At 38.4% G+C, this 26,272-nt stretch carries 24 protein-coding genes; 15 read left to right on the forward strand and 9 right to left on the reverse strand.

Features of this window, described 5'->3' with window-relative positions; translation table 11 throughout:
• Positions 1-118: 118 nt before the first annotated feature.
• The gene (locus tag JST56_04605; protein MBS1988247.1) at positions 119-640 is read left to right on the forward strand and encodes a hypothetical protein; all 522 of its coding nucleotides are present in this window, start codon (positions 119-121) and stop codon (positions 638-640) included.
• Here JST56_04605 and JST56_04610 read toward each other — a convergent pair.
• From JST56_04610 to JST56_04625, 4 genes are all read right to left on the reverse strand, one after another.
• Positions 592-3,387 (reverse strand): translocation/assembly module TamB domain-containing protein, encoded by a 2,796-nt coding sequence (locus tag JST56_04610; protein MBS1988248.1) that lies wholly within the window; start codon positions 3,385-3,387, stop codon positions 592-594. The two genes, JST56_04605 and JST56_04610, sit on opposite strands and share 49 nt — an antisense overlap.
• Positions 3,388-3,392: 5 nt before the next feature.
• Complete coding sequence (locus JST56_04615; protein MBS1988249.1) at positions 3,393-3,944, reverse strand: type II secretion system protein; 552 nt, start codon at positions 3,942-3,944, stop codon at positions 3,393-3,395.
• Positions 3,941-4,552: a Holliday junction branch migration protein RuvA gene (locus tag JST56_04620; protein MBS1988250.1), complete on the reverse strand. Its 612-nt coding sequence runs from the start codon at positions 4,550-4,552 to the stop codon at positions 3,941-3,943. Before JST56_04620 ends, JST56_04615 begins: the two co-directional genes overlap by 4 nt.
• An 80-nt stretch (positions 4,553-4,632) precedes the next feature.
• A complete protein-coding gene (locus JST56_04625) occupies positions 4,633-5,955 on the reverse strand; it encodes a glycosyltransferase family 4 protein (GenBank protein MBS1988251.1) in 1,323 nt (440 codons plus the stop codon).
• Between the two features lie 104 nt (positions 5,956-6,059).
• Between JST56_04625 and JST56_04630 the strand changes: the two genes are divergently transcribed.
• Together JST56_04630 and JST56_04635 are read left to right on the forward strand one after the other, a co-directional pair.
• Entirely contained in the window at positions 6,060-7,139 is a 1,080-nt protein-coding gene (locus JST56_04630) for a hypothetical protein (protein MBS1988252.1), read from the forward strand.
• 15 nt (positions 7,140-7,154) lie between these two features.
• Positions 7,155-8,225 carry an exo-alpha-sialidase gene (locus tag JST56_04635; protein ID MBS1988253.1) on the forward strand — a complete coding sequence of 357 codons (1,071 nt, stop codon included), beginning with the start codon at positions 7,155-7,157 and terminating at the stop codon, positions 8,223-8,225.
• Positions 8,226-8,389: 164 nt separating this feature from the next.
• Here JST56_04635 and JST56_04640 read toward each other — a convergent pair whose 3' ends face one another.
• From JST56_04640 to JST56_04650, 3 genes are all read right to left on the reverse strand, one after another.
• The gene (locus tag JST56_04640; GenBank protein ID MBS1988254.1) at positions 8,390-8,674 is read right to left on the reverse strand and encodes a GIY-YIG nuclease family protein; all 285 of its coding nucleotides are present in this window, start codon (positions 8,672-8,674) and stop codon (positions 8,390-8,392) included.
• A 267-nt stretch (positions 8,675-8,941) separates the two neighbouring features.
• A complete protein-coding gene (locus tag JST56_04645; protein ID MBS1988255.1) occupies positions 8,942-9,175 on the reverse strand; it encodes a hypothetical protein in 234 nt (77 codons plus the stop codon).
• Between the two features lie 92 nt (positions 9,176-9,267).
• A complete protein-coding gene (locus tag JST56_04650) occupies positions 9,268-9,873 on the reverse strand; it encodes a hypothetical protein (GenBank protein MBS1988256.1) in 606 nt (201 codons plus the stop codon).
• A gap of 211 nt (positions 9,874-10,084) precedes the next feature.
• Here JST56_04650 and JST56_04655 point away from each other — a divergent pair, with 211 nt between their 5' ends.
• The 11 genes from JST56_04655 to JST56_04705 all read left to right on the forward strand — a co-directional run bounded on the left by JST56_04655 (position 10,085) and on the right by JST56_04705 (position 22,476).
• Entirely contained in the window at positions 10,085-11,155 is a 1,071-nt protein-coding gene (locus JST56_04655) for an AAA family ATPase (protein ID MBS1988257.1), read from the forward strand.
• 48 nt (positions 11,156-11,203) lie between these two features.
• Positions 11,204-12,829, forward strand: coding sequence for a trypsin-like peptidase domain-containing protein (locus tag JST56_04660; protein ID MBS1988258.1), 1,626 nt, complete (start codon positions 11,204-11,206; stop codon positions 12,827-12,829).
• 135 nt (positions 12,830-12,964) lie between these two features.
• Positions 12,965-13,642: a hypothetical protein gene (locus tag JST56_04665; protein MBS1988259.1), complete on the forward strand. Its 678-nt coding sequence runs from the start codon at positions 12,965-12,967 to the stop codon at positions 13,640-13,642.
• 103 nt (positions 13,643-13,745) lie between these two features.
• On the forward strand, positions 13,746-13,931 hold the full coding sequence (locus JST56_04670; protein ID MBS1988260.1) for a ferredoxin: 186 nt from the start codon (positions 13,746-13,748) through the stop codon (positions 13,929-13,931).
• 41 nt (positions 13,932-13,972) lie between these two features.
• Positions 13,973-15,583 (forward strand): acyl--CoA ligase, encoded by a 1,611-nt coding sequence (locus tag JST56_04675; protein ID MBS1988261.1) that lies wholly within the window; start codon positions 13,973-13,975, stop codon positions 15,581-15,583.
• Between the two features lie 10 nt (positions 15,584-15,593).
• Positions 15,594-16,871 (forward strand): HlyC/CorC family transporter, encoded by a 1,278-nt coding sequence (locus JST56_04680; GenBank protein ID MBS1988262.1) that lies wholly within the window; start codon positions 15,594-15,596, stop codon positions 16,869-16,871.
• Between the two features lie 103 nt (positions 16,872-16,974).
• Positions 16,975-17,775 carry a hypothetical protein gene (locus JST56_04685; protein ID MBS1988263.1) on the forward strand — a complete coding sequence of 267 codons (801 nt, stop codon included), beginning with the start codon at positions 16,975-16,977 and terminating at the stop codon, positions 17,773-17,775.
• Between the two features lie 92 nt (positions 17,776-17,867).
• Positions 17,868-18,653, forward strand: a complete 786-nt coding sequence (locus JST56_04690) for a hypothetical protein (protein MBS1988264.1) — start codon at positions 17,868-17,870, stop codon at positions 18,651-18,653.
• Positions 18,654-18,806: 153 nt separating this feature from the next.
• Positions 18,807-19,685: a hypothetical protein gene (locus JST56_04695; protein MBS1988265.1), complete on the forward strand. Its 879-nt coding sequence runs from the start codon at positions 18,807-18,809 to the stop codon at positions 19,683-19,685.
• A gap of 172 nt (positions 19,686-19,857) precedes the next feature.
• A complete protein-coding gene (locus JST56_04700) occupies positions 19,858-21,171 on the forward strand; it encodes a hypothetical protein (protein ID MBS1988266.1) in 1,314 nt (437 codons plus the stop codon).
• A gap of 12 nt (positions 21,172-21,183) precedes the next feature.
• Complete coding sequence (locus JST56_04705; protein MBS1988267.1) at positions 21,184-22,476, forward strand: hypothetical protein; 1,293 nt, start codon at positions 21,184-21,186, stop codon at positions 22,474-22,476.
• Here JST56_04705 and JST56_04710 read toward each other — a convergent pair.
• Positions 22,448-23,731, reverse strand: a complete 1,284-nt coding sequence (locus tag JST56_04710) for an APC family permease (protein ID MBS1988268.1) — start codon at positions 23,729-23,731, stop codon at positions 22,448-22,450. The two genes, JST56_04705 and JST56_04710, sit on opposite strands and share 29 nt — an antisense overlap.
• Before the next feature lie 5 nt (positions 23,732-23,736).
• Complete coding sequence (locus JST56_04715; protein MBS1988269.1) at positions 23,737-25,032, reverse strand: APC family permease; 1,296 nt, start codon at positions 25,030-25,032, stop codon at positions 23,737-23,739.
• Positions 25,033-25,224: 192 nt separating this feature from the next.
• On the opposite strand from JST56_04715, the gene JST56_04720 reads away from it, so the two are divergent.
• On the forward strand, positions 25,225-26,193 hold the full coding sequence (locus tag JST56_04720) for a hypothetical protein (protein ID MBS1988270.1): 969 nt from the start codon (positions 25,225-25,227) through the stop codon (positions 26,191-26,193).
• Positions 26,194-26,272 lie beyond the last annotated feature (79 nt).

Raw genomic sequence — 26,272 nt, forward strand, 5'->3', positions numbered from 1 at the left:
TTTCTATCAAAAGCTCTTCGTTTTCCAGTTATTTGAATTTTAAGATCAACCTTTCTAAGGTTATAGAGAATCAAAAAAAATAATGATCCATCTCTATACCTGAAAGAGGAAGCGATTTATGAAGTATTTATTGCGACAGATGTTATACACGCTGGCGATGATTATATCCATACAAAGCCAATGCTCTGCAAAACTTTCACAAGAGTTTCATCAAAGCTATAAAAAGATTAATGAAGAGCTCATTAGTATTCGCAAAGAGTTTAGCCCAACGCAACCCAAGGTCTATTTCCTTTTAGACCAAGTTGAAAAAGTAAACCGAATTATACAAGAAACGCTGGTCAAAAAAAATAATTATAAAAAGAAGTGTCGCGACCTCAGTACTCAGACCGATATCCTTAAAAATAAAAATCTCTTACTCAAAGAAAAAGTTCTTGTTCTTCAAAATGAACTTGAAAAGACAACGCTCAATCTAGCTCAAGAACAAAGTCTTAACTCCGTGCTAAGACAAGAAAAAGAGCAGCTCAAAACAGCCCCAACACAAACACCAGATCAATCCTCGTTTGCCGAGGCTACGGCGGCGGACAGGCAACCTCAAAGCCTCAGTCTCACCTCAACTTCAGAGCCGATTTCTCCACGCTGATCTTTGACCGCTCGCAAACTAATATCATCTGAAAGCATGTACTGAAGATAGAAAGAAAAATCATCTTGTAGATTAAAGTTTTTTTGAATCTGCGCATGGAACTGATCATTTAAATCAACCGACACCGTTCCTTTAATTCCACCCCGTCCGGACTGATCGGTGAAGTTTGGAGTGATCTGAACATATTGCAGTGGCTTAGTAAGCTTTTGAATGAGAGAAGCTCCATGAGGTATACGCCGCTTAGATCCAAGCAAAATTTTATGTAAATGTTGCATAAGCATTGCAGGTAAAGCAGCTTGAAGTGTTGTATCTTCCGAACCTGCAATCAAAAGCCCAAATACCTGCTCTTCGGTAAGCTCAGGTGATGATTCAAGAATAATAGTCGGCTTTTGAACAGAGCCGGTGACTTGAAGCATAATTTGATACTTATTAATTTTGTTCTTTGCGGTTAAATCAATGAGTGGGTCATTCATTTGATTTGTAAGAAATTGAATTCTTCCGTGTTCAATATGAAGCTGGTTACGTAAAAATTTTAAATACCCACCATCCAATGTTATTGCGCCGGTAATACGTGGAATCTGCAATACATCATTGTTGTGCTCATACTGAACGCGCATATCAAGATGAGCCGAACTTTCCAATGAATCAGTCACCACACGCATAGGCTTTTCGGTTGTGACGGCAATATCAACTTCTAGTTGGTGTGAACCTAAGTTAAACAAACCAACCGGCCCACTCACATTCCCAAGATCATCTTGAGATAAAATATTGTCCTTAAGCAAAGAACGTTCAAGAACAACATTGCCAGAAAGATTCATTCCCGAGTTTGGCATTTTTGATAACAAAAAGTTTCCATAAATAAAGCCATAAAAATCGCGCTTCCAATTAATAAACAAATGATCCATCGAAAGAGGTGCATGAATTGTACTGACCTCTCCATGCTCATCAAAGGAGATTGTTGCTCGGGGGCAACGGAGCACGCCCTTGCAAAATCCGATCGAAGTCTCAGTCAGTGCAATTTTTCGACGTGGCAAATCCAGAGAAAAATCTGTTGCAATACGTGTAATTAAGTTTCGGCTATCGGGAATGTAAAAACGACCTGAAGCAAGCTTAAGCGATCCATCAAGATGCTCGTATGAATTTTGGTTGAGCTTAAGATCAAAAGCACAATTACTTCCAAACATAGCTCGCTGAAATGTAGGATCAAAATAGGAATGAATGAGCGCGTATTTGATTGATCCTTCAAGCTTAGTCGGATCGGTCTTGAGTGCATGCAAATCAATTAATCGTTCATTTTTATTTTGATAGATAAATCGTTGAATAAGAAATGAAGGATCTCGAACAGCTTTAAGCCCAAACATACTTGGTCGCCCTGATGCATCGGCCTGATTTAAAAGAGTTCCCGATGCCCAGATTTGATCATCACGCATAAAGCATGTACCTTGCAACGATACTCGCTCATCGCTTGATGTGTCGACAACGTGACAGGAGTAGTGTGCCTTTGCAACCTCTTTATTCAACTGCAATGAAGCTTTTAATTGATCAGGTTTAATTAACCATTCTGCTCGCAAGGGGCCTCGAATGAGACTGATAGGTGTCTTGTTAGAAAGTTTTACAAGCCCCTGATTATCTTTGTAATTATAAGCAAATAATGTTTTAAGCATGAGCGAGGGTGAAAGATGCACCTCGGCAGATCCTGCAAATACAAATGGCTTTGGAGTCTTGCAAGCAATATCAATACGCTTCCATGAAATCGGCCCAACCAATCCATCACTCACTTGGCATGTTCCTTTGACATCACCATATCCATCATGAAAAGAGCCTTGCAAGTCTACAGAACAAAGCCCTTGGACGTGAAGCGCTCTACACGGTTTGGCTTGAATACTATTCAAAGAATGCACAACTGGGGTGAGTGGAATAACACCCGTGATACTTACCTGGTTTTGGGCGTAATTCATATTTAATTTTGTTGCATCTGCATTGGTTAGCTCAACGGCCCACTTATCTGGAGCCCAGGCAATATGTGCTTTATAAGAATTTACAGGGTCAAACAATGAACTCAAAAACGACAAGTCTGCCTGAACATCCCAGGAATCATTCTGCTTGTTTTTAAAGATTTGCCCACTTCCTGATGCCTGGTCAACAAAAATACAATCATCAATTTTTGTAGTTGCTGAGATCAAGTTTACATACCCTTCCCATGATCGGTCTGGGCGATGCTCATCTTTCTTTTTTGCAAGATAAAAAGTACCCTGCATACTCGATTTTATAATGCTCTTATTCCATGCACATTCAACATCGAGGTTATTAATTTTAATAGAAGATACTCTGATTTTTAAATCATCATCATCAATCTCAAACATGGTAAAAATGTGCTGAATAATATCAATTTGTTGCTCACTGACCTGCGTCTTTGCAGAAATCTGATTAAACGTAATTTCTAAACAAAGCCTTTTTTTAAAAATAAGATCAAAGGGGGAAACCTTAATCTTACACTCATCAAAGTGCCATGAAAACTTTTTATCATCTGTAGGCGTAAAAAAGCCTCCGACACAATACGCCGAAGATGTAAAAAAATTGAACTGTAAATTTTTGGTATCAACGCGAACTTTCCAACTCTCTTGCAGTGACGAAATAATTTTTTCAGATATCAACTGTTGAATACGATGATTATTTTGTAAAATCCACAAAGAAAGAATGAGTCCGCACAGACACGCTCCCGCAAAGCGGAATAACGTCTTTATCATAGCGCCTACTGTGAGTTAATGAGCTTCCACCGCTTGCCATCGTACAAATACTTCCTTATAGAGGATACCTGAGATACGGCACAAGTTAAAGCGCCTCCTACCGTATACCCTTGGTCACAAAGATAGATAGTACCGGATGAAATTTTTCCATTTGAAAAGAAATAGATGCGGTTTTCTTGCTCTACAGCATCAGCTAACTGTGCAAACGTAATAGGCGTTTGTACCGCTTCAGTTGCCTGCCATGGAGGACCCATGGTTCCAGGCATAACACCAAAGCGAATATTCTGGCTTAAAAATGCGGTCAACTCATTTTCCTGCAATGTTTGGTACCTGTAGGATTGCTTGGCAACATTGCATGTTAATTGCACATCAAGACCACAAGCCATAGCTCTTTGCTGCAAACTGTAAAAAAGCGCTTCAAGCCGGTCAAGCTCTTGAATGACCTGTTGTTGTGCATGCTTATGACCATGAGGAATAATCATGGTACAGATAAAAAGCATCAACACAAGGCTTATCAAAAGCTCAATAAGCGAAAATGCTTGATGATCTTGCTTCACCGCTCGGCCTGCTTGCTTGCCAAAAATGAAAGTGCTGCTCTGAGTAGTTGGTCGAGTGAGCAATTTTGCTGTGTATATTTTTCAGTTAAAAAATGTAAGGCGCCACCAACCTCTTGTTTTGAATAATTAAGCGAACTCAAAACATCGCTCACATTTTGCCAATGCACAAAACTTTGCTGCTGTTCCATGACATGACGATTTTTATCAATAAAGCTTCCAATCTTATGCTTCAGTTGAACAATAATTTGCTCCGCTTTCTTAGGTCCAATTCCATTAATAGCACTTAAGCCCGATTCGTTTTGACTTGCAACAACATCTAAAAATTGAGTTGGCGAAAGTTGTGACAAAATATTGAGCGCAATGCCAGGACCAATTTTTGGACAATCAATAATCATTAAAAAAACATCGCGCGCTAAAGCATCTTGAAAGCCATACAAACTAGGCCCATTTTCAGCGTTCCAATGGAAGTAAATGTAAAACGCACTTTCAGTGTCTTTACTTAAATCTTTGGTTGTAGGAACATGAAGACCAAAGCCTATTCCTCCAGCGATAACCGTCACTTTTTTGTCAGTAATATTCTTTATAACACCTTGTAGATAATCAATCATGAGCACCTTATCTATGTATTTAAAATCTACTCTCATCTACCCTGTAGAAAATTAAAACTATTATACTGAGATATGAAAACTTAAAAACAAAGCTGTTTATAAAAAGCCTCAAGCTTTTGAAATTTATTCGTTGCTAGAAAGGCTCTTTTTTTTAGGTTAAATGAGTCGCGACCAGTAACGAACGCAAATGCATTGTGCCCCATTTTTATACGAAGCGCAGAATTATCAATAAGAATTTCAAGCTTATCAACAACATCCTTGAGATCATTATTCTTAAATATAAAACCGGTAACACCATCAACAATCGTATAATCAGCCCCAGTACCGCATGCTCCTAGTGATGGTTTTTTCATAAGCCCTGCTTCAAGATACACAATCCCTAAAGGTTCTAATGCGGAGGTTAAAACATGAATATCGGTATAATACAAAAACGCTTCTACTTCTTTGCAAAACCCTGCAAAACAAATAAATTGATCAATACCAAGATCTTTACTCAGCTGTGCACACGACGCTCTATCGGGGCCATCCCCCAGAAACACAACATATGCTTTTTTTCCGCATTCATTTATTAATACATGCAATGCTCGGATCAAAAGCTCTTGATTTTTTCGAGATGCATAATCACCAAGAGGATTTTTAAGCTTGCCATAAAAGTTTGCCACCATGCTGATAACAGGAGCATCATGCTCAGAAACATCAAAATCATATTGTTTAAAAAAATCTTGTCGCGTAAGCTTTTTTGGCTTGAATTTTAAAAAACGCTCTTCATTAAAAAATGGATATATTTGAGTTATTTTTTTTATGCCCAATTTAAGCTGATTGTTTGCTTGCCTAATAAGCGGCTCATTGCTTGGATTAACGGTAATAACACCATCTAATTTTTCAAATTTTGAAAAATCAATGGCATCAATGCCGTGATACATCAAGACTATTTTTAGTCGTAATCCTTGAGTTGCAGCACGAACAAGCTGAGCCATTGCAGGTGTATGACATTGAACAAGCTTAATTTTACGCGTACAACAAATAATACGAATTTGTTGTTTGATTGATTGTTCCCAATCATTTTTATTTTTTTGAAGAAAAACGTTTGTAGTGTAATGCGGTAAATAAAGCTCTTGAATATACTTTTGCAATGGTGAATCTTTATAGACAAGCATGTAAGCGTTATATGAAGCCTGATGCAAAAGTTTATGAATTGCCAATGCACACATCTCAGCTCCACCCATCCAGTGGCTTGTAAAAATGGAAAGCACACTCATTTTTTTTTGCTTGTGCACAGAGCGCTGAGGAGGGCAGCAAGCACTGAGTAATTCTATGTGATTATGATCATGCGCATACATGATGGGCTGAATCAGTAGTAAAAAAAGAATATAAAAAAAAATTTTTTTGACGTGCTTAGTCATCATTACTCCGGTTAAGATAAAAAAGATAATTGCGCTTCATCATCTTTAGTGCACACTAAATAAAAAGTAGCGTACAAAAAAATCATCAAGTAAACGAGTATCATATGAAGTCACTAAAAATAAAGAGCTTAGGCTTGATTCTTTGTTGTCTGATCACTCCTCTTTTGAGCTATCTTTCTGACCAAGAAGAAAAAAAATATCTTGAAAAATTTCGCATCCCTCAGGAACTTCAGCTAGGTATTGATCTTTTCCTCTCTGATTCAACAGCAAGAACTTTTTTTGTCGATCGACCTCGACACCAATTTTTACCAAAACTTGGGGTTCGCAAGTTTACAGCAGGAGATCGACTTCGTTGGAGTCTTGGACAGAAAGAGCTTAAAAATAATTGGGAGTCTCAATATGTCCCCATTTATAGAGCTCTTTGCGCTGATGGTAAAATTACGCCACTGGCTCTTTTAAATAAAAATTCTTTTATTCTTGCATCTGATACCTATTGGCCGGGATATGTACTCAAAATGAGTAAAAGTGAGTGGATTGATTTTGAAGACAATCACGAAAGCAGACTGGTCCGTTATAAAAATATTAGTCGTGTTTTTTATAATGATAAGCTTCAAGAATTTATTAAACAAAACAATGCACAATTTCTCTATGCTGTGCAAAAATATCTCTACCATATACCAGGAATGCCTCGAGAACTTTCGGACCGTAACTATGCTGTTGTGGCAGAAAAAATAGAAAATTTACCAACATCACGCATGAGCAAAGAGAGCTTTGGAGCGATGCTTGACTATCAAAAGCTTGAAATTAAACCTGAGTTCCAACCAATGATCAGAGAACTCGTTCAAGCAACTTTTTATACCGGCATTGCAGACTTACGCCCTCACAATATCTTTTTAATTGAAAAAGACGGAGCTCAAAAGATTCTTATTATCGATACCGAACGACACGGGTACTATGATACCGATGAAAACTTCTTCCACAAAAATGCTCAAGAAATTCACCAAAGCGCTTTACGCGGGCTCTTTAATTTTGCATGCTATACACTCTGTTTACCTGAACGATCCGCATACCAGGTGGTCAAACATCTACAGGGATTACTTCCACCACCCATTAAGAAAAAGAAAGTTAAAACACAAAAAGAGATTGTTGCTCAAAGAAAAAAGAATTCAAAAATCAAAAAATAGCACGGAAAATCTGTCATGAATAAAAGCTCTTATAAAAAAACAAATACCTTGTCTGTCTTATTATCCTTATTCTTACTTGTTACATGCGCGCACGCAACGCCGTCACTTCAGCTCTGCGACAACATGACACAAATGCACGCTCCCACGATTATTGAAGGCAATCCTGGCGAGCTCTTACTTACTTTTTATGCAGGAACAAAAGTTCTTAATCCTGACAACAAAGAAGTAACCGATTGCAATATCTGGATTTCTCGCTTGAGCCAAGACGAAAATAGCTGGAGCGCTCCAGTAGTTATTGCCTCAAGCCAAGAAATTAAAGCTGGAACTCCGGTCCCATGCCTTGACCCTGTGCTTTGTAAAACTTCTACCGGAAAAATTCACCTCTTTTACAAAGTTGGAACAAGCACTGAAAATTGGACCGGATATGTTAAAAGCTCTGATGACAATGGAGCAACCTGGTCGACACCACGCTGCCTTGCTCCGTATGGCGCAACCGGACCGCATCGGTGCAAACCAGTTGAACTTGCGGATGGATCGCTTGTTTTTGCAGCAACTCGAGGAAGCTGGAATTTTCGTGCTAGTTGTACTGAACGAGCAAATGCTGATCTTACCCAATGGGAAGTAAGTGATCTTATTTGCAGAGAAAATTTGAATGAAATACTCCAACAACCAGCAATTTTCCGTACAGGAAATAATCTACGAATGCTTTTTCGCGTAAGAAATCTTGCAAACATCTATACGTCTGTCTTGAGTGATCATGGTCAAACATGGACACAACCATCACCAACGGTGCTTGCAGGTTGCGATTCCAGCCTTGACGTCGTTACACTTATCAATGGAACAACATTATTGGCTTATAATGATATTGTAGGAAGTAAGCGGTACAGACTTGTTCTTATGAAACCTCAAGATGAGCTGGCTCAAGAATGGGAACAAATAAAAACTATTGCTGAGTCTGAAGATCAAAATACTGTATTTTGTTACCCATCGATTATCCAAGATTCCAATAGACTTGTGCACCTGGTCTATGTAAAAGACTACCAAGAAATTTGTTATGAGACTTTTCACGAAGAAGAGTTAATCTAGTTTGGCGCGAACTCGATTAACTCAGAATAAGTTTCGCTGACAAAAAATCAACGAAACTTATTCTCTCAATTATACTCTCAGATCACTCAATCCGCTCTTCCTGAGTGTTTTTGCGTAATGTAATGAAGCAAAAATGTATCGAAGGATATGAGCGAATCCTTATTTTATTGAAATTTTTTCTTAGCAAGCCTTTTTATTTCGAACCATTGCCCTTTTATTAAAGCCTTTTTCTTTTCACGCGACCAACCTTTAATTTTTCGTTCGGCAGTAAAAGCTTCGTCTCGAGTTGGAAATGGTTGATGATAGACAAGAGCTACGGGCAACCGAGTAGCTGTATAGCCATCAATTTTTCCTGAGTTATGTTCGGATAGTCTTTTCTCAAGATCATCAGTATGACCAACATAAAAAGACCCATCACTACACTCAAGCATGTAAACAAAAAAATCTATCATAATGCGAACTCGATAATTCGATAAGTTTATATGTATTGATCAAATCGCTCATCCTGAGTGTTTTTGCGCAACGTAGTGTAGCAAAAATGTATCGAAGGACATGAGCAATTCTTCTTAGTTTATAAGGATCCGCTCATATCCTTCGATACACCAGTCTTCGCTAAAGCTATGACTGGTACTCAGGAAGAGCGGGTTTGAAATTTAATTTTTGGTTGTTATAAAATAAAGTTTACCCTGCTTTACAATCGTAGCTTTTAAAAAACGCTAGCGAGTTTGATTATATTTTTTACCAAAATGCTTCTGACGATCTTCCTCATCCAAAATCTTTGCAGCTATACTGCGATCATCAAGTACATTTTTTTTATCAAACGCAACACTGTCTTTTATCTTTTTTTGTACTTGCTGTAATGTACGTGGCTTAGATTTTGAGCAACCACTCAATAAAAAGACAGCTAACGTAAATACAACAAAAAAGGCACTGCTCCGACTTCTTAACATGAAACTTCTCCAAAATAAAAAGAAAATGCGTAAGACAGAATACGGCGCATCAGATCTCACGCACCTCATAAGTATCATTTCAAAATAATAAGTTAAATATGCAAAGCAAAGTTAAGCTTTTCTTTTGTTTTACGACAAGCTAACTCAACATTCAATTCGTGATGCATATCATCTGCTCGAACAAACATAACTTTGTTAAACGTAGAATCGGGCGCAATGACAATGCGCGAATTGCTACTAATCACGCGCTTGGCAAAATCTCTATCCAGCTCTTTATTCACCTGACTTGATTTAACACCTTCAACAATTGCAGGAATCAAAAATATTCCCATGAAGATACCAGGAATTGCATACTGAGCGACACGCTTTGCGGTATTAAGCTGCAGAGCTTTTACCACAACATCACGATCTTTAACTTGAATATTTAATCGAGCTGCATCAAATACATATGAGCTTGTACTGTTATTTTGAATGTACAGCTGAATAGGCTGATAACCTTTTTCAAGAACTCTTCGACTAAAGTAGTAACGACAATCTTGCTCGGTAAGCAATGCTGCACTAACTCTTACATCATTCTGTTCTTTTGCTTTGCTCAGCACGCTTTGCAATGGACGAGGTGTATATTTAGCACAACCAATCAACAAAAAACAAAACGAGGCTAAGATCACAGTACATACAGATTTTGCAACTCTCAACATAAAGACCCTATAAAAAATACTCAAATTGAATAAAAATTAATTAAATAAAACTAATACATAATAAGATTAAATCAATTACCTACAATCTTATTTGAAAATCTAAAAATAGCAAAAAGATTGGTTTTATTAAGGCTTTTGCTATTTCTAAATCATCTTTTAGACTAGGGCTCTATTATTAATAAAACTTGCTTTACACGAGGACTTAGTTTTCATGAAAAAAATTTTTGTATTTATCTTCTTCTTGGGATTAATAGTCGCTAACTTGTACTCAACACCCAAAAAAGCGCCCCTTACTCCAGAAGAACAGCAAGAGCTTGCCAATAAGAAACGTAAGGTTATAAGATTAACAAACGAGGTAATATTCTTTAGCCCTATAGGTCGCCTTTTTCAAGCAAAAGATGCGCTTATTGGTGGAGCTGTTAATCTTTTTTACAAAAGAAAACGCCCACTCAAAGCTTTAGATAATCAAGCTACTCAGGGATCATCTCAAGCCCCCACATCAAATCAAGCTCAAAAATCTGGAATAACTTTTCAAGATATAGCAGGGATTGATGAAGTGATTAGCCAGGTACAAGAGGTCGTTTCATACGCAAAAGAAAAAGAAAAATACCAAGCCCTTGGAGCTCAACCTCCACGCGGAATTTTACTAGAAGGTCCACCTGGAACAGGAAAAACACTCATTGCCAAAGCAATTGCTCAAGAAGCTGGATGTAGCTTTTTTTATGAATCAGCATCAGCTTTTATTGAAATGTATGTGGGCGTTGGAGCCAAGCGAATTCGAGAACTCTTTACCAAAGCATCAGCCAAACAACCTGCAATTATATTTATTGATGAAATTGATGCGATTGGCTCAAAAAGAACTGGTGGGACCAATGAAGAACGGCTTCAAACCCTCAATCAGCTCTTATGCCTCATGGATGGATTTGACTCCGAGTCTTCAATTATCGTTCTTGCTGCAACCAATAATGCACAGGCGCTTGACCCTGCAATCAAGCGATCTGGCAGGTTTGATCGCATTATTAAAATACCGCTTCCTAACCAAAAAAGCCGGCAGGCAATTTTAGAACTTTACATTAAAAAATTACCGTCAGTTCAAGTAGAAAAGTCCTTTATCGAAAAACTTTCAGTCCAAACGGCTGGCTTAAGTGGAGCTGATTTAAACAATCTAATCAATCAGGCCACGTTTGCAGCAGTCAAAGAAAATGCTACAGTAGTCACCTCTGAGCATTTAACAAAAGGGCTTCAGACTATACTCAGTCAACGTCAAAATAGAACTTCCTAAAAAATATTATTTTTATACGTCTAAAAAAGAGTTAAAGAAGGTTATTTAATGAATGAATTTTGTTTGAACAATGTATACAGAGCTCTTGTTATTATTGGATTAGCATTCGGTGCATGCGAGGCAAAAAGCGAAAAGCTCCTCAATAATGATCTGACCAAAAAGTTTGCACCTCAACAGACTGCTCTACATCAACTCAAAAATGCTCATTCATGGGAAGAGATCTGCAAGCAGTCCAAAGATGCTGTTTTTCAGATCTATTCATACGTTAGTATTCCTAATTTTCGTGAACCATTTAAATCTCCTGACCGTCAACTGAGTACGGGAAGCGGCTTTTGCATAAGTCCAGAAGGGCTTATTCTGACAAATTTTCATGTCATCAACTTGGCGTCAGTTATCATTATGTATCACCCAGCACTAGGCAGAGAGCAGTTTGAACTTTCTTACGTCAGTGGATGTCCTGAGCGCGATATTGCATTACTCAGACTGACTCCAGAATCATGTGAGCGATTAAAGAGCCATTTAAAAAAAGATACAATTCCCTATTTAGAATGTGGCGACTCGGACAAGCTTTGCGAAGCGCAAGAGATTATGACGCTTGGATTTCCCCTAGGCCAAGAGAATTTAAAAAGCGCCCTTGGCATTGTCGCAGGACGAGAAAATACTTCTATTGGAGAATGCATTCAAACCACAACTCCTGTGAATCCAGGTAATTCTGGTGGAGCTTTTCTTGATAAAGCAGGCAATGTTATTGGAATTTGTTCACTCAAAGGAGTCGATACCGAAGGTGTTGGATACCTCATCCCTATCAACAGCGTCATGCTTATGATGGAAACTTTTTTTGAGCAACCAATTGTTCGCTGCCCCTACTGGGGTTTAGAAATACAACCAACAACAGAACAAACTCTCCGCTACTTAGAATCTCCTTATAACAGAGGCGTTTATATCTCTAACGTTAAGGCAGGGTCTATTGGAGAACTCATTGGATTACAGAAGGGGGATCTTCTCCATCAAATTGATGGTTTGGATATCGATCGTCATGGCTACCTTGAGTCACCGTGGACAATGCGCAAAATTACGCTCGGTACCTATCTCAATCGATTGGCATTCAAGTCAACTGCCTGCTGTACCATTTTTCGGAATGGAGAAAATTTCACGTTTGAGTATCTTGTCACTCCTCGCCAACCAAATCCTATTGATTATATCCATCCATGGATCGAAGAAATGCCTGAATATGAAATTATTGGAGGCTTAGTTGTCGGGCAATTTACCCTCAACTATCTTTATGTTGCCCGAGAAATGTTAAGAAAAATGGGGGGCTCTGAACTTAAAGCCTCATCAATGATTAAGTACAAAGAAAGCGACAAACAGCTTGAACCTCGTGTTTGCATCACCAGCATACTACCTGACTCTCAGGCACATAAAACAGAGTCATTCAATTCTGCAGACCTGATCATCAGCACGGTTAATGAGATTCCGATCAAAACTATAACCGATTTCCGTGAAGCCGTTACTGCAAGCATAGGAAGGGAATATCTGGTTATTCAAACTGAAGGAGGCTCTCTGGTTGCCCTTTCAATAAAAAATATTATTGAACAGGAACCTATTCTAGCAGCACGCCACCACTATAAAATATCTAATCTAGTCAAAATTTTTGAAGAAAAAAGCGATTTTTAAGCTAAAATAAGCTCTATTTTACATAATTAAACCTGCCATGAAATGCCCTGGCAATATGATTAAAAACAAGTTAAACTGATTTATAGAACTGAACTTTTCTAACAGATAATATTTATTACTCGAAGGGTACCCGTAGTGTCAAAACTAGAAAAAGTAATCGAACAAACAACATTTTTACTTGAGAAGCAACGTCAAGCTCATCAAGAATGCCAAACAGTTTTTGAAGATCTTCTTGCGTATGTAACCAAGAAAATAGATGCTGCTCATGATGAAGAAGAAGTTGAAACGCTTGAAAACATTCATGACATTCTTGCTGGTCAAGCTGAACAGCTTACAGAAGATGCTGGTGGGGACATTAGCTTTTTGACTGAGCACATTAAAGCACTCAAAAAAATTCGTGAAGTCAAAGATGCTGCAAAAGCTACTGAACTTTTAAATGCTTTGATTGATGAACAAGAAGAAATTCTTGAAACAACCGATTTCAAAGATGAAATTACACGCGAATCTGAAGTTGCTAAAGATCAACTTCTTGCAATGGTTGCCGACCTAAAAGATGCGCTTGAAGAAGGCAATTCTAAAGAAGTTGAACTCTATCTTGAATCTCTCTTCCAAGGCGAAGAAGATGCTGATGGCTGTGAAGATGATGAAGACGGCGAGCATGACGAAGATGAAGAAGATGGCTGTGGATCTTGCTCTGGTGGATGTGAAACTGGCGGCGGATGTGGCACAGGAAAATGTTGCTCTTCTGATGATGATGAAGAAGGCGATGACATCTTTTCATTTTTAAATAAAAAAGATGATAAAGATCACTAAACTCTAACACAATGCTGTTGCATCCAAGTGAGTGATCGTGATAGGCTTACTTTTTAGAATGTATTCAGATACCGTTTAGATTGATCAGAAAAAGGCTTTTGTTATGAAAAAAGTGTACATTACTCCTGGATGCATTTCATGCGGAACATGCGAGCAGATTTGTCCAAAGGTTTTCAAGGTTAAGAATGTTGCCGAAGTTATCGAAAACGCTGACCTTAAAGAAAATGCTGAACTCATTACAGAGGCAGCCGACATCTGCCCGGTTAACGTCATTAAATACGAGGAATAATTACACCTGTGCTCTACTATACTATGATAAAACGGTTTTTTATGGGTACTTTTCAAAACATTAAAGCTCTGTTTTTTGAAACAACATCTCCTGTAGATGATGCATTCTATTTTGAGCAAATCAAAAAACGATTCAACATCGACCCAAATGGCTTGTATGCCGGCAGAATTCTGCACGAAGCATACAAGCTCTATCCTGAAAATGATGCATTGATCGATAAAGATCGTTCTTTAAAATATAAAGAATTCTTTTATCGCTCAATCTGCTTGAGTAAAAAATTTCAAGCTATGAATGTTACAAAAGGCGACAGAGTTTTACTCTTTTTTGAAAATTCTGTTGAGCTCTACATCGCTTATTTTGCTGCGTGGCAAGTTGGCGCTGTTGTTGTTCCTGTTAACATTTTTTTACACGAAAAAGAGCTTGTCTACATTATTCAAGACTCTGAGCCTAAGCTTATTACTGCATCATCATCGCTTATCCCAAACATTGAAAAACTTCTTACAGGGGGTGCTCTTGCCACACTCCCACCGGTATTGAGCTCAAGTGATATTGATATAGAAAGCAAGTTGCCAGAAACAGCCGATCAAGAAATGCACAATTTTTCAATAGTCGATCTTGGTTATGATGAAATGTGCACTCTTCTTTACACCTCAGGAACAACAGGCTCTCCCAAGGGTGTTATGCTTTCATCGCGAAATATTTTAACCAACACCATGCAAGGCTATGCTCGATTCATGCTCTGCGGACTTACCGATAAAGAGCGTTTTTTCTGTGTATTACCACTCTTTCACGTTTTTGCTCAAAACACTTGTCTATGGCTTCCTGTTATGACCGGATCAAGCGTTGTGATTGTACGCAAAATTGATCGTAAACTTATTCTTGAAGGTCTTGCAAAAAAGCCTACTGTATTTTTTGGGTTTCCCGCTTTATACGGCCTCCTCTGCCTTATGAAAAACGCACCCCTCGATTCAATTAAGCTGTTTGTTTCAGGAGCAGATATGCTGCCCGATAAAATTAGAGCAGCCTTTGCGATCATTTATGGTAGAAGAATTTGTTCAGGTTATGGCCTGTCTGAAGCATCTCCGGTTGTTGGTGTAAATCAACAAAATACCAGTTTGGCTACAAATATCATCGGCAAACCTGTAGCAGGGCTTACATGTGATATTCGGGATGAAGAGGGCGTATCGGTAAAACAAGGAAATATTGGTACACTCTGGATTAAGGGTGAAAACGTTATGATGGGTTACTATAAATCTCCAGAATCTACAAATCTTGTTTTACGTGATGGTTGGCTTAATACCGGAGATTTAGCATCCATTGATGAATGTGGAAATCTCGCAATTACCGGTAGAATTAAAGATGTAATCATTCATAAAGGGTTTAATATTTATCCTGCTGAAATTGAAAACATCCTCCTCATGCACCCTATTGTTTTTAAAGCGGCTGTTATCGGGCATGAAGAAGAGGCTTCAGGACAAGTTCCTGTTGCTTATGTTGCGGTAAAAAACCGCACACCAGATCTTGAAAAAGCACTTCGCGATTTATGCAACAATAATCTGGCATCGTATAAAATCCCACGTAAATTTATTTGTCTTGATGACCTTCCAATGAATGCAACCGGTAAAGTAGACAAGAAGCAACTCAGAATATAGGAGTTTAGTTATGTCCATTTTGACCGAAATTATATTATTTTTTACGGCACTTACCTTTTCAGCGCTATTCGCATTTCTTGAAACAGCGTTTACCGCACTTCGACTTTTTAAGCTTAAAGAGTTACAACTCAGTGTAGCCAAATACAAAAGTTTATTTGCGTCATGGGAAAAAAATCCCCAACGTATCTTAATTACTATCTTGATTGCTAATAATTTCGCACATGTGCTCACGTCCGTTCTGATTTCAGAAATTATGCAGCACTTGTTTGGAAACATCGGTCTTGCATTTGGTGTTGCTCTGGCAACGATTATGATTTTAATTTTTGGTGAAATCATTCCAAAAAGCTTTGCTAAAACGCATCATGAGCGACTATTTGCCTCATTTTTATGGCTTATCAATATCTTGTATCATGTTTTCTATCCAGTCGTCTCATTTCTCTTGCACATTGCTGATGCAGTTTGTTCACGTATTGGTGGACCACATATCTTAGAAAAACATGATGATGTTTCAGAGAAAGAGATTGAATTCCTTATTGATTACAGCGATGAAAAAGGACTTATGGAAACAGAGAAAACTGAAATGTTGCAAAACATTTTTAGTTTGGGGCAAACACATGTCAAAGAGATTATGAGTCCAAAAACCGAAATTATCGCGTTAAGTACCAGGGCTACATTTGAACAAGCAATTCAAGAATTTAACCAATCTCACCATTCACGTCTTCCTGTATACGACGGCAGTGAAGATAATATTGTTGGAATTGTGCATCAAAAAGATATTTTTGAGATTTTACTTAAGAATCAAAGCATTGATCTTATCAAGCTTGTACGCCCCGTGCTCTTTGTACCCGAGTCCCAAAAAATTAATCAGCTCCTCAGTGAGTTCCTCAAAAAACGCATGCACATGGCTATTGTCATTGATGAGTATGGCAGCGTTGCAGGTCTTGTTACCCTTGAAGATATCGTTGAAGAAATTATAGGCGATATCACTGATGAACACGAAGTCGTTGATGCCTCAATTGTTCCCCTTGAAAAAGGTGGTTGGCTTATTGACGGCGGCACTGACCTTGAAGATCTTGAAGATGAATTTAGCATAACATTCAATGCCGAAGACTCCGTAACCCTTGCTGGATGGCTTACAGAAAGCCTGCAGCACTTGCCACGCAAAGGCGAGCGCGTCTTTTACGAAGGATTCTGCTTTCAAGTTCAGCAAGCAAGTCCAAAAAGAGTTCTTCAGGTTCTTGTTTTTGAAAGCAAGGATGACCTAGGAAATCACACAGAAGAAGAGTGATTACTTTTAAAACAGCCCTCCCTCAAGACTTGCATATTTGCAATCTTTCTATAAACTCCCATTGTGTAAAAAAAATAATAATGGTATTTTTGGAAAGAAAAAAATGGATTCTAAAAGCTTTTTCTCAAGCCTTATGAGTGTCGTTTTTGCAGCAATGTTATTCATAAACTGCACCGCAAAAAGTGAGTCGAACACTGTACCGTTGCCAACAAAAGATTCCTCTCAATCTACATCCGCTCAGCCAAAATCTATGGAAGAGGCGATTGCAACGATTGAAGCAGCTCTTGAAAAAGGTGATCTTGAGCAAAAAGTTCTTACCGGCTTACAAAAGAAAATAAACTCAAAGCCTGCAAATAGCTTTGACGAAGTAGAGTTGCAAGCATTTGTTAATCTTGTTCTTAATACCTACGGTCCAGATCTTTCTCGTGACGGACGAGCAGCTTTGCGCGGCGTGCTCAGTTTTTTAAGCCGAAAGCTCAGTAAGTACAATGTTTCAGGTGTAGCTTTTGCATGCGATCCTAACGTAGCATTGATCGGCGACACTCAAAACCCAAGCTTTACCGCGATATTCAAAGATCAACAGGGCAATATTAAAAGTCGTATTTTCGATGCGCTCATCACTTCGTATGGCCTGAAAATTGCTTTTTCAATTAACTTAAATTTCATCTTCTTTACTGGTAATGTTAATTTTGAAGAATCAAACAAAGTACTTGAACTTGGAACAGGCATTGACATTTCAGGTAGTTTTCTTCGACCAATTTCCGAATATTTGCCAGGACTTCTTTTTCTTTATGCACCATTTAAAAATGCTCCGGGCGGTATTGTAATGGCTGGAATTCCACTTGGTATTGCCGGCGGCTTGAGCGTGGTTACGGGTGGAACCCTCACTCCACGCATAAGCTAAAAACTTTAATACTTTTGTCAGTAATTTTATAGGCCTCACGTTGAGGCCTATTTTAGATAAAAAATAATTTTACTATTTTGCGAAAAGAAACAATGATAAAAAAAAGATTTTTTTCAGCCCTTATAAATACACTCTTATCGATAATATTACTCATAAATTGCTGCGCACAAGACACCACAGAAGCAACACAATTATCCACTCAAAAAGAAGCTATTCTTTCGGTTAATTCAATCAACGACGCTGTCTTTGCAGTAAACGATGTTATTGGTAAATCTGACCTCGAAGACAGAATTATCACAGGCCTTCAAAAGAAAATAAACTCAAAACCTGCAAGTCATTTTGCTGAAGAAGAGCTCCAAGCATTTATCAATCTTGTTTTGAGTAAATATAAACCAGGCATTTCTCAAGATGCTCAGAGCTCACTACAATCGGTCCTCAATTTCTTGGGTAAAAGACTCAGTAAATATAATATCTCAGGAGTTGCCTTTGCATTTGACCCCAATGCTGGATTTTTGAATGACAATCAAAACCCTCGATTCACCGCTGTATTCAAAGATGCACAGGGAAAAATAAAAAAACGTACTTTTGATTGTTTGATCAATTCCGTTGGCTTAAAAATTGCGCTGGGCTTTAACTTTGTATTCATCTTTTTTACTGGTGATATTGATTTTGAAAATTCTAACCAAGTACTTAAGCTTGGAACGGGCGTTGATATTTCTACGAGCATATTGCCAATTCTTTTACCATTTTCACTGCTCGCACTGCATGCTCCATTTAAAAATGCCCCCGGCGGAATAACCATGATTGGTGGCTCACTTGGTTTATCAATGGGATTGAGCATGGTTACTGGTGGAACCTTAACTCCACGTATGAGTTAAAAATTGTGCTCTTTTTATAAGACTTTTTAAGACCCCTCATTGGGGTCTTTTTTTTGCAATCAAGCAAAATTGTTAGAGCTTGTTTATTCATATTCTTTCTATAGACTCCAACTAGGTAAAAAATAATAATATTATTTCTGGAGAGAGGAATTTATGTTTCAAAAAAGGTTTTTATCCGGTTTTATGGGTGGAATTTTTGCGATAACATTGCTTTTTAATTGCACGGCAAAAAATACTCCCAAGATTGCAGTCGCTAAAAAAATTCGCTCAATTGAAGATGCAACTTTAACCACAGAGGCTTTCCCTCAAGAACTTCAGTTAACAGAAGATATAACTTCGACTCCCAATAGAGCAGCACTTCCTGCAAAACTTCAATCAATGGACGATGCCGTTTTGGTAGTTGATGCTGCACTTGATAAATCTGAACTTGAGAAAACAGTTATCGCTGACCTTAAAAAAAAGGTACATTCAAAACCTGCAAATAACTTTAAACAAGAAGAACTGCAACTGTTTGTTAACACTGTTATGGATCAATATGGAGCAAATATTCCTCAAGCAGCGCAAACATCGCTACGTTCAGTTCTTGGCTTTCTGAGCAAAGAACTGAGTAGTTACAAAGTATCTGGTTTTGCTTTTGCATGTGACCCGAATCTTGGTCTTATCTGGAATACTCAAAATCCAAATTTTACTGCTGTTTTTAAAGATAACGAAGGCAATGTAAAAATAAGAAACTACGATGCTTCAATTGAATCAGTTGGATTAAAATATGCACTTTCATACAACTTAAATTTCATCTTTTTTACCGGTGATCTTAACTTTGAAAATTCAAATAAAATTCTTGAACTTGGCACAGGCATTGATGTTTCATTAACTACGCTGTTTCCACCACTCATGGCCCTACCTGTTTCAGTCTTTACGCTCTATGCACCATTTACAAATGCTCCTGGCGGAATTTTAATGATTGGAATTCCACTTGGATTTACAGGAGGCCTGAGTTTGGTTACCGGTGGAACATTGATTCCACGCAGCTAAAAATTTTTATTTCATAAATCACTTTTTTTATAAAATACTTATGGGCCCCAAGTTGGGGCCTTTTTTTATTTGCCACGATTTCTGGATAAAATCTCTCTCTTGAAAACATCGTTGAGCCTGATAAGCTGCTGCTAAAAAGACGTGAATCGAGCTTAAAAAGGAGATTAGTTTTATGATTCATCGCTTTGGCAAAGCATCCAGCCTTGCAACACTTATGCTTGCATCAATAACAATAGTCCAGGCAAAACAGGTTGAAAAAGCAACGAATGTTTTTCGTAAATGGATTGACTGTCAGGAGGTTTACCAAGATTGTAATTTTGAAAAAAAAGCACAATCACTTAATGACAACTTCTTGCTTGCCTTCAAAGAAAATTATGAAAACAACTTTGCGGAACTCAAGACTTTTAATCTTTTTTTAAGTGGTCTGAGCAATAATCACATTAATGAAAATGGCTATCAATTAAAACCTCCGCTTGATGAAACGATGAAAAATCGATTGGGGCTTTTATACCACTTAGTAGATGAAGACTTTGAATCATTTATTGAATGCCTCAGACTCAATGGATTTACATCACAAGAGGATAATGATCAAGAGACACAAAGGCCAACACTTGATGTTATTGAAAAATATAAAGCATTTGCACGACTTCTCTTTACCGATACAAATAAAATATCTGAAGATGAATCACTTTTTGCTTTCGGTAACCGACTTTTTGAAGGGTGCTTTGGTACGCAGACCGCTCCAATCTATCAATCAATTCTTGCAAATCAAATCGATTACCCTATTGCGCGTTTTTTAAATTCAATTATTTGGCATCACCTTGTTGGCGAAGGCTGGAAGCATTGGCACGAAAATTGCATTCTTGATTTGAAAAAAGAGGCTGATGCAGGGAAAGAAATTGTCTACATAGCAGGAGGCTCCGACATACTCGCCTTACTGAAAAAAGGTATTTATTCAATACGAGTTATCGACCCATTTCTTCCAACTCAAACACGCTTTTATTCCGAAGGCTGGGATTTTTTAATCAAAGGTCTTTTAGGAGATGAAATACGTTTTGGTTCTGACTGCAACCAAATCACCATGCGTCGTACAACACATCAAGAGATCGGTCGCTTCCAAACCAAGCTTTCAAATGGGACATTACAAGAGCTTCCCCACACCTGCACAACATGGAATATTGTTGATAAGCATGAACAAAAATTAGGCAGCGTAACACTTGAACGGCGCCTTACAACACAAAATGATTTTGTGCCTCATGCAAACCAAGTATTAATGATGTCGTACGACGAAGCAACGTATGTTGCCATGCCTGACTCACTTAATGGCTGGGGAATTGATGTCACTCAATTTGATGACTCATTTAAACTCTTTGTTAAGCAACTCAGAACGCCAATAGGCAAAGCTGAATTGTGCAACTTGCGTATTGCCGGTCTGCTTAACGTTGCAAATCTTAAGTTTATCAATTTTGGCTCTGACGCATCGTAAGGATAATTACTCATGTTTTTTCGTATAACTATTATTTGCTTTGCTGCATTTACAACAAGCACGCTCAACGCAGCAGAAGTTCGACAAGCATCTGATGTTTTTAAAAAATGGTCTTCTTGGCAACAGGTTCTTCCTGACCATAATCTGGCACAAATATTTTGCCAAACAAATAGAGCCCCAGCAATCAAGAAATGTTATGAGCACAACCTCACTAAGCTTCGACCATTTTCAGACTTTTTAACACCGCTGAGCGATAATACCATCAACAAACATGGTCACCACATTTCAACAGTGCTGCCAAATATTTTTACAAACAATCTAGAGGATCTAACCACTCAAGCAGAAAATAATATCCACAATTTTATAAAGTTACTTAAAGTTAATGGTTTTACCGATGTATCGAATGCCTCAATGATTGAACAAATTAATGCTCACACAGCACTTGCAGCGCTCATACTTGCACATGACAACGAACAAACTCATCTAGAACTTATGTTTGCCCTTGCAAATCGTTTTTTTGAATTCTGCTTTTCTCCGCAAACAGCACCTACATTTCAGCAGCTTTTTTTAAATAAACAAGACCATGCAATTGTCAAAATGATGTATGCAGTCATGTGGGATAAGCTTGCAGGAAGCGGCTGGAAGCATTGGCATCAAGAAAGTTTAAATGCTCTTAAAGAAGAAGCCGATCACGGCAAGACGATTGTCTATCTTGCTGGAGGGAGTGACATCTATCAAATGATCCGTCATGGCATTTATTCCATCCACGTTATTGATCCACAACTCCCTACACAACCAAAATACTACGCCGACCAGTGGGATTGGCTCATTAAGAATAGCACGAGCATTAATGCTGGCTTGGGTGATAAAATTATATTTAACGAGCTCAATATTATTATGAAGCGAACTTATTTTCATGAAACAGGAGAGTTTTTCTCTATACAACTTTCAAATGGTTCGCATGCTTACTTAGCGCAAAGCGTCACAGAATGGACCGTGTTAGATTTAGAAGAAAACATTTTGGGCAAAATAACCTTTGAACGCCGCCCAATATGTCAAAAAGATTTTAGCCTACAAGCGAACACAACATTACTCATGTCTTTTAATGAGCTCTATTTTATTGCACTTCCACAAAACCTTGGGGGATGGGGAATTGAGCCAGCCCAATTCCCTAGAAATTTTCAGATGATTATTAAGCAACTCCGAAAACCAGTTACCAAGACGATGATTGGCGCCATGCGTAACGCAGCCCTGTTGAATGCATCTGATCTAAAATTTATCGACTTAGGAACCTGCGTGAATTAAGCAGCTGTGCAAGAACATAGAGTATAACACCTGCAAGCATAACAACCATAAATGGCATATACGCAAGTATGCCATCTTGCCATAAACCTTCCGCACAAATGTAAATAAGCACTGCACAGCTTGCAAGAGCAGCAACACTTACCAATGATGCACGCAAACGGAGTGCTGAAAAAACACACAATGCGTAGGCAAGCAGTACACCAAAATCACCCACAGTAACCAATGCGTGACTCGTTTGTAACGCAAAAACTGCCGCCATCACTAAGAACGATTGCACCAACACGCAAACCCATGGAACTCCATGTCGATTTTTAATACTTATATATGAAGAGGCTGGAATTGATCGTTCCTGTGCCATGGCATAAAGGTTCCAATTATTGTAGTAAAACATGCCGTAAAATCCGGCAAGAAATGATGTGAGGATAGAACAGAAAACAATATTGTTTCCCCACGCAATAAGATAGTGGTTTGACGTTAAACGAGGCAAAATATTAAAAAATGCATTTACTGAAGAGTCACCACTACAAACCAAAATTCCCTGAAATAAGGTATAGACTGAAACAATAATGAAAAATGATATCAAAATAGCGCGTGAACCTGCACGATGCCCACCTTTAATTTGATCGATAATGGCACAACAAGCCTCAATGCCAATATAAGCAAAAAGAACGAATGGAATGCCCGAAAGTAAACCGCTGATATCATATGAAATTTCACCCATTACCGGAACACTGCACACCGCCGGTGCTGCAATCAAAAGCAACAAAAAAGGAATCGATTTAATGACGGTGAAAGTGATTTGTAGGCGCTCAAAAAAAGCAACGTTGAGTAAATTAAAAAGCGTGAACAGTATCACCAATAATGCATCAACCCAAGCATCCGAGATATTCCACGCCACTAAACAAGCAGAAATATTTGCTGACTGGTGAAGCTGGTGGCTAAAGGCGTGAATAACCGCTGCGTTTCCTGCAACTGTTCCAATAAAATAACCCCAACCACTCAAAAATCCCCAGATGTTACCCAAACGCTCTTTGCTGTACACATAAATGCCGCCAGCTGTTGGATATTCTCGTGCTAACCGAGCAAGAACTAATACCAAAGGCAGCAAAAGCAAGCCACACAAAAGCCAGGCTAATGGTGCAAGCATACCACCAAGCGCTGCAATACGCGGAGCGCCTAAAAAGAAGGCGCTCCCAATTACTATATTAATATTGATAACAATAGCGATCCAAAAGGGGATCTGAGGAGATTGCATTATCCTTATCCTTGCATCTGAGATTTTCTAATTTTAAACATAGCGTACCCTGCAAGAAGACCAAGAGTTAATGGGGCAGAATAGACAAACCGCATCATAGGATCTGGGCTTAAGGTTGTCCAGTTAAAATAGTTCAAGAAAAGCCATGATGCAAAGCCAAGTTTAACAATAGCAAGTTGCAGATAGTTTCTGCTCTTCCAGTAATGAAAAAAGAGCGCAAGGAGTGTTAAGAAAAATGCAATACTAATACCTAAGCAGGTAAACGCAATAAGCGCCGCTTCAACACCAACAAACATTACTAAACAGAAAACCAGGATGCTGTTTAAAAAGATAATCCGAATTGGACGACCATTTGCATTGGTCTCGCTCAACCATGCGGAACCGAATACAAGCTTACGACTAACCAACGAACCAAAGCTTGAAACGTTTGCAACACATGAACCATACGATGCGTTCATATAAATGAGCAAAATAGCATATGAAATTAAAGTCTGAATAACAAAGGTCAGCCCGCTATTAAGACCCAAAAAGCGTGGAAATTCTATGGCACCAAAGGCAATAAGATTTTCGGTTCCCATGATGTACGTCATGCTCAAATGAAAGAGCGTATACAATGCTGCGGTAATAAAAAATGCGGTCATCATGACGCGTGGAACACGAGAGGTTCCACCTTCAATTAAATGACCAATACTTGTGCAACATTCCCAGCCATTGTAAGCAAAAATTGCAAACGGTATTGTTGAGCCAACACGCAAGAGATCAGACATTGGAAATGTAAGTGATGGTGACCAGTAGAAAACAATCAACGCAACACCAAAGAAAAGAGGCATTATCTTAAAGATGGTTGCCCAACTTTGAATGCGACTAATTACTTCAATGCTCATGAGGTTGAGGAGTGCGAGCAACACAAAAAATCCAATGTAAAAAATGACGGGATTATGCTCAACAAAGCCTATACCTATTTGTTTAATAAGCACATCTTTAATGACCATTGCCTGCGTGGAAACAGCACCTATGTAGCCCAAGAAAAATCCCCAGATAGCAAGAAACCCTGCCGTTGGATTGATACCTTGAGAACAGTAGGTATAAAAACCACCTTCTCCTGGAAAAATAAGCGCCGCCTGTGATACGTTCCAAATAATTGGAAACAGCAAAACTGCAACAAGTGGCCAACCCAAAAATCCCCAAGTACCGGCATACTGTGCCATAAATTTAGGACCAATAAAAATACCTGCACCAATCATGATGTTCAAGCCCATCAAGACGGCTGCACTGAACGAAATCTTTCCATGTGATGACATAAAAAAAATCCTTATAGGTTTAAAAAATTTTACAATTACTCATGTTTTAAAGTATAGCTGAGCACCTGATTAAAACAACTAATCGTAAAGTAACACCGTAGAAAGCTCCCTTATATTGACTTATTGATCTTTTTTTCTAAAACTAACCGAAGGTCGTTGGTTGTCAAAAGTCATAGGATAAGGAGATTCCTGATGTCAGTATTTCGTACATATTTTAGCAGCTGTCTAGCTCTTGCAGTCTTTTCATGCGCAACAGTACAAGCAGAAAAATTTGAGTTTACGCTGCACGATTTCCAGATCAAAAAAGATTGTGCTGCTTTTGGATTAAACTTAGATGCAGAATGGCAAGCGCTCTTTGATGAAAGCGGCACTATTCAAGAAAATAATCGCTCTGAATTATTGCAAAAAATATGCAACACTTTTGAAAAAATTACTGTTGAACCGCCTAGCTCTGTAATACCATCAACTGATCATGGTTTTTCTTCTATTTTTGATTCTTTAAATTATGCGCCTATAAGCGAGCAAAGCGCCGATCATACCACCAACAGCCAAAACTTTAATGCCCTGCTCGAAGATAAACACCAAGATCGAGTAATTAATTGTGCTGATAATCAAATTAATTACCATGCATTATTAGTAGAAATCGGTGCAAGTATTTGGAGCTATATGACTCAAGAAGCAATTACAGCTCGCTTAGAGGCTGATAGAAATGTAACAATTGGACACTTACACATTTACATCAAACTTATTTTTGATACTGAAGAAAGAACTATTACACTTCAAACGGCACCACATGCAGCGCAAGATTGCTTTGTGATAACATACTCTCAAGAGGATCTTGCGAGTTGGGTTAGAGAAGACGATGCTTCAGAAGAGCTGGACCTAAAAGACGATCTCCTACCAGCTCCAAAGCAATTTTTTTTAAGCTCTTCAGCTCCACGGACATCAAGAATGAGAAGCTGCTGTGGTCGTTTTACAAAATTAGCAACCTTGTCAGTCATTACCATTGGACTGGGTGTTTTGGCTAATTCATATATGAATGGCACGCTGCCTGACATGGTAGACATCGAAGCGCTCGGTGCTTATGTCGAGGAATTAGGTGTAACCGGTTACATAGAACAACTCACTGAGTACTTTGGTAATTTAACGATTACTCAGTAACAACTCAATTAAGTTATTACGCTTATTTTTGTGCGCTTGTCGGGGAAAACCAGACAAGCGCCTTCTTTTTCTTGGAGAT

Source organism: Candidatus Dependentiae bacterium (assembly GCA_018266175.1).
Lineage (GTDB): Bacteria > Babelota > Babeliae > Babelales > RVW-14 > JAFEAY01.

Coding starts and splice junctions, on each gene's coding strand:
- JST56_04605 (MBS1988247.1), top strand. CDS start 119: ATGAAGTATTTATTGCGACAGATGTTATACACGCTGGCGATGATTATA.
- JST56_04610 (MBS1988248.1), bottom strand. CDS start 3,387: ATGATAAAGACGTTATTCCGCTTTGCGGGAGCGTGTCTGTGCGGACTC.
- JST56_04620 (MBS1988250.1), bottom strand. CDS start 4,552: ATGATTGATTATCTACAAGGTGTTATAAAGAATATTACTGACAAAAAA.
- JST56_04625 (MBS1988251.1), bottom strand. CDS start 5,955: ATGACTAAGCACGTCAAAAAAATTTTTTTTTATATTCTTTTTTTACTA.
- JST56_04630 (MBS1988252.1), top strand. CDS start 6,060: ATGAAGTCACTAAAAATAAAGAGCTTAGGCTTGATTCTTTGTTGTCTG.
- JST56_04635 (MBS1988253.1), top strand. CDS start 7,155: ATGAATAAAAGCTCTTATAAAAAAACAAATACCTTGTCTGTCTTATTA.
- JST56_04645 (MBS1988255.1), bottom strand. CDS start 9,175: ATGTTAAGAAGTCGGAGCAGTGCCTTTTTTGTTGTATTTACGTTAGCT.
- JST56_04650 (MBS1988256.1), bottom strand. CDS start 9,873: ATGTTGAGAGTTGCAAAATCTGTATGTACTGTGATCTTAGCCTCGTTT.
- JST56_04655 (MBS1988257.1), top strand. CDS start 10,085: ATGAAAAAAATTTTTGTATTTATCTTCTTCTTGGGATTAATAGTCGCT.
- JST56_04660 (MBS1988258.1), top strand. CDS start 11,204: ATGAATGAATTTTGTTTGAACAATGTATACAGAGCTCTTGTTATTATT.
- JST56_04670 (MBS1988260.1), top strand. CDS start 13,746: ATGAAAAAAGTGTACATTACTCCTGGATGCATTTCATGCGGAACATGC.
- JST56_04675 (MBS1988261.1), top strand. CDS start 13,973: ATGGGTACTTTTCAAAACATTAAAGCTCTGTTTTTTGAAACAACATCT.
- JST56_04680 (MBS1988262.1), top strand. CDS start 15,594: ATGTCCATTTTGACCGAAATTATATTATTTTTTACGGCACTTACCTTT.
- JST56_04685 (MBS1988263.1), top strand. CDS start 16,975: ATGGATTCTAAAAGCTTTTTCTCAAGCCTTATGAGTGTCGTTTTTGCA.
- JST56_04690 (MBS1988264.1), top strand. CDS start 17,868: ATGATAAAAAAAAGATTTTTTTCAGCCCTTATAAATACACTCTTATCG.
- JST56_04695 (MBS1988265.1), top strand. CDS start 18,807: ATGTTTCAAAAAAGGTTTTTATCCGGTTTTATGGGTGGAATTTTTGCG.
- JST56_04700 (MBS1988266.1), top strand. CDS start 19,858: ATGATTCATCGCTTTGGCAAAGCATCCAGCCTTGCAACACTTATGCTT.
- JST56_04705 (MBS1988267.1), top strand. CDS start 21,184: ATGTTTTTTCGTATAACTATTATTTGCTTTGCTGCATTTACAACAAGC.
- JST56_04710 (MBS1988268.1), bottom strand. CDS start 23,731: ATGCAATCTCCTCAGATCCCCTTTTGGATCGCTATTGTTATCAATATT.
- JST56_04715 (MBS1988269.1), bottom strand. CDS start 25,032: ATGTCATCACATGGAAAGATTTCGTTCAGTGCAGCCGTCTTGATGGGC.
- JST56_04720 (MBS1988270.1), top strand. CDS start 25,225: ATGTCAGTATTTCGTACATATTTTAGCAGCTGTCTAGCTCTTGCAGTC.